Source organism: Spirillospora sp. NPDC049652 (assembly GCF_040675125.1).
In the GTDB taxonomy this organism is placed as follows: domain Bacteria; phylum Actinomycetota; class Actinomycetes; order Streptosporangiales; family Streptosporangiaceae; genus Spirillospora.
Genome location: NZ_JBFAOF010000163.1, coordinates 1 through 10,772, shown reverse-complemented (window position 1 = coordinate 10,772; position 10,772 = coordinate 1). Strand labels below are relative to the sequence as shown.

10 protein-coding genes are annotated in these 10,772 nt (G+C 74.7%); 7 read left to right on the top strand and 3 right to left on the bottom strand.

Annotation, left to right across the window (positions count from 1 at the left end; all coding sequences use genetic code 11):
* Positions 1 to 149 precede the first annotated feature (149 nt).
* From panC to AB0J52_RS13890, 5 genes are all read left to right on the top strand, one after another.
* Positions 150 to 1,013, top strand: coding sequence for a pantoate--beta-alanine ligase (gene panC, locus AB0J52_RS13910; RefSeq protein WP_500181950.1), 864 nt, complete (start codon positions 150 to 152; stop codon positions 1,011 to 1,013).
* Entirely contained in the window at positions 1,010 to 1,423 is a 414-nt protein-coding gene (gene panD / locus AB0J52_RS13905) for an aspartate 1-decarboxylase (protein ID WP_500181949.1), read from the top strand. The genes panC and panD overlap by 4 nt, the downstream gene beginning before the upstream one ends.
* 129 nt (positions 1,424 to 1,552) lie before the next feature.
* Positions 1,553 to 3,250 (top strand): L-aspartate oxidase, encoded by a 1,698-nt coding sequence (locus AB0J52_RS13900; RefSeq protein WP_500181948.1) that lies wholly within the window; start codon positions 1,553 to 1,555, stop codon positions 3,248 to 3,250.
* Between the two features lie 14 nt (positions 3,251 to 3,264).
* The gene (gene nadC, locus AB0J52_RS13895) at positions 3,265 to 4,122 is read left to right on the top strand and encodes a carboxylating nicotinate-nucleotide diphosphorylase (protein WP_500181947.1); all 858 of its coding nucleotides are present in this window, start codon (positions 3,265 to 3,267) and stop codon (positions 4,120 to 4,122) included.
* Between the two features lie 14 nt (positions 4,123 to 4,136).
* Positions 4,137 to 4,931 carry a type III pantothenate kinase gene (locus AB0J52_RS13890; protein WP_500181946.1) on the top strand — a complete coding sequence of 265 codons (795 nt, stop codon included), beginning with the start codon at positions 4,137 to 4,139 and terminating at the stop codon, positions 4,929 to 4,931.
* Here AB0J52_RS13890 and AB0J52_RS13885 read toward each other — a convergent pair.
* Positions 4,928 to 6,175, bottom strand: coding sequence for an MFS transporter (locus AB0J52_RS13885; protein WP_500181945.1), 1,248 nt, complete (start codon positions 6,173 to 6,175; stop codon positions 4,928 to 4,930). The two genes, AB0J52_RS13890 and AB0J52_RS13885, sit on opposite strands and share 4 nt — an antisense overlap.
* 179 nt (positions 6,176 to 6,354) lie before the next feature.
* Here AB0J52_RS13885 and AB0J52_RS13880 point away from each other — a divergent pair, with 179 nt between their 5' ends.
* Together AB0J52_RS13880 and lysX are read left to right on the top strand one after the other, a co-directional pair.
* On the top strand, positions 6,355 to 7,302 hold the full coding sequence (locus AB0J52_RS13880) for a LysR family transcriptional regulator (protein WP_500181944.1): 948 nt from the start codon (positions 6,355 to 6,357) through the stop codon (positions 7,300 to 7,302).
* Positions 7,303 to 7,454: 152 nt separating this feature from the next.
* Positions 7,455 to 8,909, top strand: a complete 1,455-nt coding sequence (gene lysX / locus AB0J52_RS13875; RefSeq protein WP_500181951.1) for a bifunctional lysylphosphatidylglycerol synthetase/lysine--tRNA ligase LysX — start codon at positions 7,455 to 7,457, stop codon at positions 8,907 to 8,909.
* On the opposite strand, the gene AB0J52_RS13870 is transcribed toward lysX, so the two are convergent.
* Together AB0J52_RS13870 and AB0J52_RS13865 are read right to left on the bottom strand one after the other, a co-directional pair.
* Positions 8,896 to 10,143, bottom strand: coding sequence for a cytochrome P450 (locus AB0J52_RS13870; protein WP_500181943.1), 1,248 nt, complete (start codon positions 10,141 to 10,143; stop codon positions 8,896 to 8,898). The genes lysX and AB0J52_RS13870 overlap by 14 nt on opposite strands.
* A gap of 170 nt (positions 10,144 to 10,313) precedes the next feature.
* Positions 10,314 to 10,661, bottom strand: a complete 348-nt coding sequence (locus tag AB0J52_RS13865; RefSeq protein ID WP_500181942.1) for a substrate-binding domain-containing protein — start codon at positions 10,659 to 10,661, stop codon at positions 10,314 to 10,316.
* Positions 10,662 to 10,772: the final 111 nt, after the last annotated feature.

The following is a 10,772-nucleotide window of genomic DNA, read 5'->3' as shown; positions in this document are numbered from 1 at the left end:
GTCCGGGACCGTCCACCCCGCCCCGCGGGCGGCGGCCCGGCGATCCGGCTACCCGACCACCCGTGCCGATCGCGCGCCACCCCGCGCCGCGGCGGCCGGGATGGCGCGCCGACCGCCCGAGGAGCGGCGGCCGACCCAGTGGAGGATTCTTGACACCGGTGATCGCGAAGACCCGCGAGGAACTGGCGGCCGTGCGGTCCGGCGTCCAGGGGACGCTGGCGCTGGTCCCGACCATGGGCGCGCTGCACGAGGGGCACCGCTCGCTGGTCCGGCGCGCGCGGCGGGCCGCCGACGCCGTGGCCGTGTCGATCTTCGTCAACCCGCTGCAGTTCGGGCCGGGCGAGGACCTCGACCGCTACCCGCGCACGTTCGCCGCCGACCTCGAGGCGTGCGCGGCGGAGGGCGTGGACATCGTGTTCGCGCCGACCCCCGAGGTCATGTACCCGCGCGAGCCGATGGTGACGGTCGACCCCGGCGCGATGGGCCGGATCGTGGAGGGCGAGACCCGGCCCGGGCACTTCGCCGGAATGCTGACGGTCGTCCTGAAGTTGCTGAACCTGACGCGTCCCGACGTCGCGGTGTTCGGCGAGAAGGACGCCCAGCAGCTCGCGATGATCCGCCGGATGGCCGCCGACCTGGACCTGCCGGTCGAGATCGTCGGGGCCCCGACCGTCCGGGAGGCCGACGGGCTGGCGCTGTCCAGCCGCAACCGCTACCTCGCCCCGGACGAGCGGGAGACGGCGCTCGCGCTGTCCCGCGCGCTGCGGGCGGGCGCGGACGCGGCGGACAACGGACCGGCCGCGGTCACCCGCGCGGCGCGCGCGGTGCTGGACGCGGCGGGGGCGCTCCGGCCCCCGCTGGAGCTGGACTACCTGGTGCTCGTCGACCCCTCGACGTTCACCGAGGTGGCGGGCGGCCACACCGGCCCGGCGGTGCTCGCCGTGGCGGGCCGGGTCGGCGCCACCCATCTGATCGACAACGTCCCCCTGGAGCTCGGCAAGGAGTCGCGATGATCCGGACGATGTTCAAGAGCAAGATCCACCGCGCCACGGTGACGCAGGCCGACCTGCACTACGTCGGCTCGCTGACCGTGGACGCCGACCTGCTGGACGCCGCCGACCTGCTGCCCGGCGAGAAGGTCGACGTGGTGGACATCGACAACGGCGCGCGGCTGTCCACCTACCTGATCGCCGGCGAGCGCGGCTCCGGGGTGATCGGCATCAACGGCGCGGCGGCCCGGCTCGTCCAGACCGGCGACCTGGTGATCATCATCAGCTACGCGCAGCTGACCGACGCCGAGGCGCGCGCGTTCACGCCGACCGTGGTGCACGTGGACGCGGCGAACCGGATCGTCGCGCTCGGCGACGACCCGGCCGAGCCGGTCCCCGGCACCGACCAGCTCCGCCCCGCGCACGCCCTCTGAGGGCGAGCCCCGCACGGACGCCGCCGCCCCTCCCCGGGGCGGCGGCGTCCGGCGTTTGTGGGGGGTCTCACACCGCCGCCTCCCGGGGTTAGTGTCAGAATGACGAAAACACCTCCCGAGGAGGGTCGCATGATCCCTCGCACCGTCCCCCGCCGGCTCACCGCCCCCGCGCCCGGCTGGACCCGGACCGCCGACACCGTCGTCATCGGGTCCGGCATCGCCGGGCTCGTCGCCGCCCTGCGCTGCCACGAGCGCGGGCAGCGTGTCCTGCTGGTCACCAAGGCGCTGCTCGACGCGGGCTCCACCCGCTGGGCCCAGGGCGGGATCGCCGCCGCGCTCGACCCGGCCGACACCCCGGCCGAGCACCTCGCCGACACCCTCACCGCCGGCGTCGGGCTGTGCGACGAGGACGCCGTCCGGACCATGGTCACCGAGGCCCCGGCGGCCGTCCGGCGGCTCGCCGAGCTCGGCGCGGCGTTCGACCGCGACGCGTCCGGCGAGCTGGAGCTCGGCCGCGAGGGCGGCCACCACCGGCGCCGCGTCGCGCACGCGGGCGGCGACGCGACCGGCGCGGAGGTCAGCCGGGCGCTGCGCGCCGCGCTGAAGGAGCACGGCATCGAGGCGATCGAGCACGCGCTGGTGCTCGACCTGCTCAAGGACGCGGACGGCCGCGCCGCCGGGGTCACCCTGCACGTCATGGGCGAGGGCTCGCCGAGCGGCGTCGGGGCCGTCCGGGCGCGGGCGGTCGTGCTCGCGACGGGCGGGCTCGGGCAGGTGTACTCGGCCACCACCAACCCCGAGGTGTCCACGGGCGACGGCGTCGCGCTGGCGCTGCGCGCCGGGGCCGCGGTCGCCGACCTGGAGTTCGTCCAGTTCCACCCGACCGCGCTGTGGCTGGGCGAGGACGCGCGCGGACGGCTCCCGCTGATCTCCGAGGCCGTCCGCGGCGAGGGCGCGCACCTCATCGACCACGACGGCGTCCGGTTCATGGTCGGCCGCCACGAGCTGGCCGAACTCGCGCCGCGCGACGTCGTCACCAAGGGGATCACGACCCGGATGCGCGAGACGGGCGCGTCCCACATGCTGCTGGACGGCCGGCACTTCGGCGCCGAGCTGTGGGAACGCCGGTTCCCGACCATCCTGGCGGCCTGCCGCCACCACGGGATCGACCCGGTGACCGAGCCGATCCCGATCGCGCCGTCCGCGCACTACGCCAGCGGCGGCGTCCGCACCGACCTCTCCGGCCGGACGACCGTCCCCGGCCTGTACGCGTGCGGCGAGGTCGCCTGCACGGGCGTGCACGGCGCGAACCGGCTGGCCTCGAACTCCCTGCTGGAGGGCCTGGTCTTCGCCGAGCGCATCGCCGCCGCCATCGCGGCCGACGCCCCAGCCCCCGGCGTGACGGACGCCCCTGGGACCGGCGTGACGGACGCCCCTGGGACCGGCGTGACGGACGCGCCTGAGGCCGCCGCCGACGCCCTGCCCGCCGACGTCCTGCCCGGCACCGGCCGCGACGTCCGCACGGAGATCCAGCAGATCATGACGGCCCACGCCGGCGTGCTGCGCACCGCCGAGGGCCTCGCGACCGCCGAGCGCGAGCTCGCGGACCTCACCGGCGCGCTCGGCGACCCCGGCGTCACCGGCTGGGAGGCCGCCAACCTGCACATCGTGGCGAGCGCGATCGTCGCGGCCGCGCGCCGCCGCGAGGAGACCCGCGGCAGCCACTGGCGCGCCGACCGCCCCGAGCGCGACGACGCGCACTGGCGGGGGCGGTTGGTCACCCGGCTGAGCTGGGATGGGACGCTGCAGACCGAGTTCGAGCGCTGATGGAGGAGCCGAGCATGCACGAGGAACTCGCGGACCGCCTGCGGGCCGCCGGGCTGGAGCCCGAGGCCGTGGAGCGGCTCGTCCGCACGGCGCTGGACGAGGACGGCCCGGTCGACGTCACCAGCACGCCGATCTTCGGCCCGGACGAGCGGTCCGCCGGCGACTTCACCGCCCGCGAGGACGGCGTGGTCGCCGGGATCCCGGTCGCGGAGGTCGTCTTCGACCTGCTCGCCGTCGACGCGGAGGCGAAGGCGGCCGACGGCGACCGGGTCACCGCCGGGCAGGTGCTGATCTCGGTCTCCGGGCCGACCAGGGCCGTCCTGCGGGCCGAGCGCGTCGCGCTGAACCTGCTCACCCACCTGTCCGGCGTCGCGACCGCGACGCGGGCGTGGGCGGACGCGCTCGACGGCACCAAGGCCCGCGTCCGCGACACCCGCAAGACGCTGCCGGGGCTGCGCGCGCTGCAGAAGTACGCGGTGCGCTGCGGCGGCGGCGTGAACCACCGGATGGGCCTGTCCGACTCGGCGCTGGTCAAGGACAACCACATCGCGGCGGCGGGCTCGGTGACCAAGGCGTTCGAGGCGATCCGCGCGGCCTACCCGGCCCTGCACGTCCAGGTGGAGTGTGACACGCTGGACCAGGTCCGCGAGGCCGTCGAGGTCGGCGCCACGTCCCTGCTGCTGGACAACATGACCCCGGAGGAGCTGTTCGAGGCCGTCCGGCTGGTGGACGGCCGGGCGGAGCTGGAGGCGTCCGGCGGGCTCGGCCTGGACCGGGCCCGAGACGTCGCCGTGACCGGTGTCGACTACCTTGCGGTGGGTGCGCTGACGCATTCGGCGCGCGTGTTCGACATCGGCCTTGACTTCTCCTGATCAGCGGGGACCTGATGCTGCTCACCATCGACGTCGGTAACACCCAGACCGTCCTCGGCCTGTTCGAGGGCGAGGAGGTCATCGAGCACTGGCGGATCAACACCGACCCGCGCCGCACCGCGGACGAGATAGCCGTGGTGCTCCAGGGCCTGGTCCAGCAGAGCCCGCTGCTCGCCGACACCGACATCAGCGGCATCGCGCTCTGCTCCACGGTCCCGTCGGTGCTGCACGAGATGCGCGAGATGTGCCGCCGCTACTACGGCGACGTCCCCGCGGTGATCGTGGAGCCCGGCGTGAAGACCGGCGTGCCGGTCCGGATGGACAACCCCAAGGAGGTCGGCGCCGACCGCATCGTGAACTCGCTGGCCGCCGTGCACCTGCACGGCGGCCCAGCGGTCGTGGTCGACTTCGGCACGGCCACCACGTTCGACGCGGTGTCCGCCAAGGGGGAGTACGTCGGCGGCGCGATCGCGCCCGGCATCGAGATCTCCATCGACGCCCTGTCGGCGCGCGGCGCCCAGCTCCACAAGATCGAGCTGCAGCGCCCGCGCAGCGTGATCGCCAAGAACACCGTCGAGGCGCTCCAGTCCGGCCTGATCTACGGCTTCGCCGGCCAGGTGGACGGCATCGTCGACCGGATGTCGCAGGAGCTGGCCGACGACCCCGACGAGGTCACCGTCATCGCGACCGGCGGTCTCGCCCCGCTCGTCCTGGACGAGGCCCGCACGATCGACCACCACGAGCCCTGGCTGACCCTGGTCGGCCTCCGGCTCATCTACCAGCGCAACACCGGCTCGGCGGCGAACTAGGTCCGCACCCAGACCCAGGCCAGGCAGAGCGCGGCGAGCGCCGCTCCCGCGCCGAGCAGGGCCGTCAGCGGGGCCACGGCCGTCAGCGCGGTGATGACCAGCGGCGTGAACATGCCCACGTACACCAGCGCGTAGACGATCGCGGTCAGCCGGGCGAGCCCGCCGGGTGAGGCGATGCGCGCCGCCTCGCCCAGGCTGTAGGTCAGGACGAACCCGTACGCCGAGCCCAGCAGGACGGCCGCGACGACGTTCAGCACCGGCAGGCCGGACGCGACGGTCAGCGCGGCGACGAGCAGCCCGGCGGTCGTCAGCCCGAGCCCCGTCCGCGCGACCAGTCGGGGATGGCGCGCCTCCAGGCGGCGCGCGACCGGCTGCGCGGCCATGCCGGAGCCGAGGGTGATCGCCGTGACCAGTCCGGCGTACGCGATCCGCAGGTGGTGGACCGGCACCTCGGACGGCAGCACCGCGAACGCGTTCACCGGCGCGGTGAACGACCAGATCGCGACGGGGGCCACCGACGACCAGAACCCGCTCCGACGCCCGGCGGCACTCCGCCGGTCCGGCCCGAGCGGCTCGGCCGACCCGCTCCCGGCGCGGACGACGGGCTCCGACGCGGTCAGGGGTTCGGACGCGGTCACAGGCTTGGGGAACGCCGCGGGTTCGGGTTCGGGCGCGCGGAAGAGCAGGGGCAGCGCGATCGCCATGATGACCAGGTGCGGGACGTAGGCGGTCAGCAGCGGATGCGGCAGCCACTGCGCGACCAGCGCGGACGCCAGCGGACCGGCCCCGAATCCGCCCGAGACGGCCAGGGCCGTGATCCGGGTGCCCGAGCGCGGGGCCAGCTCCTTGACCCAGGCCGTCCCGGCGGCGAGGACCGCGCCGGTCACCACGCCCGCGGCGAGCCGTCCGGCGTAGAGCAGGGACGGGACGGCCGCGCCCGCCATCAGGACGGCCGTGACCAGCGCGGACATCGAGGCGAACGGCAGCACGAGGCGGCGCCGGCCGTGCCGGTCCGACGCCGGCCCGCCGAGGGCGAGGCCCGGGACGAGTCCGAGCGCGTAGATCCCGAACATCGCGCGCGTCTCGCCGCCGCCCAGGTGCAGGCGGTCGGCGTACAGCCCGAGGAGCGAGGCGAACTGGTTGGCGCCCCAGCCGACCCCGAACAACGCCAGCGCGACCGGCCCCCAGGCGGAGACGGGGACGCGGTCGTCGGCGGGGGCGCGGGGGAGGGAGACGGTGGCCATGACGTCCGGTCTACTCACCGAACCGCGCCGGCCGGAAAGCGCTTCACGAATCGTGAACCGGCCGCGCCGTGTCCGGTTAGTCCGGATACCGTGAGGGCGCGGCACCGGAACACGCGAAGCCGCTCGGGACGGGAACCCGCGTGTGTCCGGCGTCCTGGGGCCCGGTTACCTTGGGGTTCGTGGAGCTCCGTCACCTCGCCTCGTTCCTCGCGGTGGTCGAGGAGGGGCAGTTCGCCCGCGCGGCGGCCCGGCTGTTCCTGTCGCCCCCGGCCGTCACCGGGCACGTGCGGCGGCTCGAACGGGAGCTCGGCGTCCCGCTGCTGGAACGGTCCCCGCTGCGGCTGACCAAGGCGGGCGAGCGGCTCGTCCCGCACGCGCGCGCGGCCCTCGCGGCCGCCGACGCCGCCGCGGACGCGGTCGCGGACCTGCGCGAGGACCCGCCCCGCCCCACCGGAGGCCCGCCGGCCACCGGGCTCCGGGTGGGGATCATGGTGCACGGCTCGGCGGAGCTGACCCCCGCGATCCTGCGCGCGTTCCGCCGCGCCCGCCCGGACACCCCCGTCACCGTCGTCAGCCTTGACTTCACCGAGCACGTCGCGGCCCTGGTCGAGCGGCGGGTGGACGTGGCGTTCCTGCGCCCCGCCCCCGACGACGAGCGCATCGTCTTCGACACGATGACCACCGAGCCGCGCATCATCACCGTCCCGGAGCGCAGCCCCCTCGCCGACGCCCCCGCGCTGCGCATGGCCGACATCGTCGACCGCCCGTTCCTCGGCCTGCCGGACGGCGTGTCCCGGGCGTTCCGCGACTACCTCTACTTCGCCGGCGGACGCAACGGGGAGCCGCCGCGCCTCAACCCCGAGGGCGTCCGCACCCCGCAGGACGTCCTCACCGGCACCGCCGCCGGACGCGGCCTCAGCTCCGGCCTGTACTCGTTCATCCGGTTCTACAGCTGGCCTGGCGTCCGGTTCGTCCCGCTGCTGGACGCGCCGTGGGAGCGGAGCGTCCTCGCCGCCCGCCGCGACGACACCCGCCCGGAGGTCCGCGCCTTCCGCTCGCTGGCCGCGGCCCTGGCCCGCGATCTCGGGCCCGCCCTCGTCCCGCCGCCGTCCCTGCCGAGCCCCTGAAGCCCCCGGAAGCCCCACGGGGCCTCCGGAGCCCCCGGACGCCTCCCGGGCGGCCGAGGCGGGCCAGGAGGGGTGACGATTCCCGCCCCGGGGCGGCGGGTCGGTAGCCTTGGGCCGTGAGTGACGAGACCTACGACGACCTGCCCGAGCAGATGCGGGTCCGCCGGGAGAAGCTCGACCGGCTCCGCGAGACCGGCGTCGACCCGTACCCGGTGACCTACCCCCGCACGGCGACCATCGCCGAGGTCCGCGCGAAACACCCCGACCTGGAGCCCGGCACCGAGACCGGCGAGCGGGTCGGCGTCGTCGGCCGGGTCATGCTCGTCCGCAACACCGGCAAGCTGTGCTTCGCCACGCTCCGCGACGGCTCGGGCGACATCCAGGTGATGCTGTCGCTCGCCAACGTCGGCGACGAGCAGCTGGAGTTCTGGAAGCGCGAGGTCGACCTCGGCGACCACGTCGGGGTGACCGGCGAGGTCATCACGTCCCGGCGCGGCGAGCTGTCGGTCATGGCCGAGTCGTTCCAGATCACCGCCAAGTGCCTGCGCCCGCTGCCGGAGAAGCACGCCGGGCTCACCGACCCCGAGGCGCGGGTCCGGATGCGGTACGTCGACCTGATCGTCAACGACGAGGCCCGCGAGATGGCCCGGCTGCGCAGCCGCACCGTCCGCGCCGTCCGGGACTTCTGGCACGACGAGGGCTACCTCGAGGTCGAGACGCCGATGCTCCAGCCGATCCACGGCGGGGCGGCGGCGCGGCCGTTCAGGACCCACATCAACGCCTACGACATGGATCTGTACCTGCGGATCGCGATCGAGCTGTACCTGAAGCGGCTCGTCGTCGGGGGCATCGACAACGTCTTCGAGATCAACCGGAACTTCCGGAACGAGGGCGCCGACTCCACGCACAACCCCGAGTTCACGATGCTCGAGGCGTACGGCACCTACCTCGACTACAACGACATGGCCGACCTCACCCAGCGGATGTACCAGAAGGCCGTCGTCGCGGCCCTCGGCACGACCGTCGTGCGGCACGGCGACGTCGAGATCGACCTGGGGCTCGCCGAGTGGCCGCGCGTCACGCTGTACGGCTCGGTGTCGGAGAGGGTCGGGGAGCAGATCACCCCGCACACCCCGATCGAGGACGTCCGCAAGATCGCCGAGGCGCACGGCGTGAAGTGCGACCCCAAGTGGGGCCAGGGCAAGCTCGTCCAGGAGCTGTTCGAGGAGCTCATCGAGCACACCCTGATCCAGCCGACGTTCGTCATGGACTACCCGGTCGAGACCTCGCCGCTCACCCGGCAGCACCGCGACGAGCCGCTGCTCACCGAGAAGTGGGACCTCATCGGGTTCGGCACCGAGCTCGGCACCGCCTACTCCGAGCTGGTCGACCCGCTGGAGCAGCGCCGCCGCCTCACCGAGCAGTCCCTGCTGGCCGCCGGGGGCGACCCCGAGGCCATGCAGCTCGACGAGGACTTCCTGCGGGCGCTGGAGTACGCGATGCCGCCGACCGGCGGGATGGGCGCCGGCATCGACCGCATGATCATGGCGTTCACCGGCAAGGGCATCCGGGAGACCATCCTGTTCCCGCTGGTCAAGCCCGAATAGCCAGCGGCAGCCCGGCGAGCCCGCGCAGCACGACGTTGTCCCGGTAGGACGGCCGGTCCAGGTCCGCCGCCGGGGCTCCGTTCCCGGCGCCCGCCGGGCGGACGTCGCGCTCGAACAGCATGCGCAGCGCCACCCCGCCCTCCAGCCGGGCGAGGGGGGCGCCGAGGCAGTAGTGGATGCCGAGGCCGAACGCCAGATGGCGGGCGGTCCCGGCATCGGCGTACCGGGCGAGGTCGAGCTCGTCCGGACGTTCCGGGAACACCGCCGGGTCCCGGTTCGCCGCGCCGGTCAGCAGCAGGACCATCTCACCCCTGCCGATCGCCGTCCCGGCCAGCTCGACGTCCTCCAGCGCCGCCCGGACGGTGAACTGGACCGGCGGGTCGTACCGGAGCAGCTCCTCGACGGCCACGGCGGTCCCGTCCGGGCGCTCCCGGAACCGGGCGAGCTGCTCGGGGTTCCGCAGCAGCGCCAGCGCGCCGTTCCCGATCAGGTTCACGGTCGTCTCGTGCCCCGCGACCAGCAGCAGGACGCAGGTCGCCAGCAGCTCCGCCTCGGTCAGCGCCTCCCCGTCATAGGACGCCGTCAGCGCGGTCAGCAGATCGTCGCGCGGCTCCTCCCGGCGGCGGGCCGCCAGATGCCGGAAGTACACGGCGAACTCCGCGCGCGCCTCCTCCCGCCTGGCGAGGTCGTCCGGTGGGAGGAGGAAGTCCGGGTCCAGGCCGCGGGCGAGGGCGTCCGACCAGCCGCGGAACCGCTCCCGGTCCTCCGGCGGGACGCCCAGCAGCTCGCTGATGACGATCACGGGCAGCGGGTAGGCGAGCCCCGCGATGAGGTCGAAGGGCCGATCGCCGGCGTCCGCGAGCAGACCGTCCACGAGTTCCTCGACGCGCGGCCTGAGCCGCTCGACCAGCCGGGGGGTGAACGCCCGTCCGACGAGCCGCCGCAGCCGTGTGTGGTCGGGCGGGTCCATCGTGAGGAACGACCGCCGCGCCCCGGCCGAGCGCCGCCAGGCGGCCCCGTCCGCGCCGTCCGGCCTGTGCCCGAACCGGTGGTCCCGCAGCACGCTCTCGCACAGCCGGTAGGACGTCGTGACCCACAGCCCCGCCTCGGTGCGCGTCAGTTCCCCGGTCTCCGCGAGCCGCCGGTACGCGGCGTACGGATCGGAACGGAACGCCGGATCGGACGGATCGAACCCCAGAATCGCCCGAGCGCCGGGCACACCGGTCGTCGCCATGCGTCCAGCCACGCAGACCGAACGGCATTCCGTCAAGGGCGTGGGGGCCTGGAGTCAGGCGATGGCGGGGGAGCGGACCACGCGGGAAGAGCGCGGGAGTCGGGAGGCGGGAGGGCCGAAGGCGGGAGGCGGGAAGGCCGAACGGGAGCGGGAAGGCCGAAGGCGGGGAGTCAGGCGGAGTCGCGGACGATCAGTTCCGGGGTCAGGACGAGCTGCCGGTGGTGGTGCGCCGCGCCCTCGGCGGTCTCGGCGAGGGCCAGCTCGGCGGCGGCGCGGCCGAGCTCGCGGCGCGGCTGCCGGACGGTCGTGAGCGGCACCGCGGCGGACGCGGCGAGCTCGATGTCGTCGTAGCCGATCACGGCGATGTCGTCCGGGACCCGGACGCCGAGCCGCACCAGCTCGTTGGTCAGGCCGATGGCGAGTAGGTCGTTGGCGCAGAACACGCCGTCCGGCACCTCGGGCAGGGCGAGCAGGCGGCGCGCGGCGGCCTGGCCCTCGGTCGGGGTCAGCGCGTCCATCGTGAACACCGGCAGACGTACGAGGCCCCGGCCCGCGCCTGCCGGAGCAGCGATTCGGGGGCGCCCCCGGCAGGTCGCGGGACGGCCGGCCGCGACCGCACCAGCAGCGCG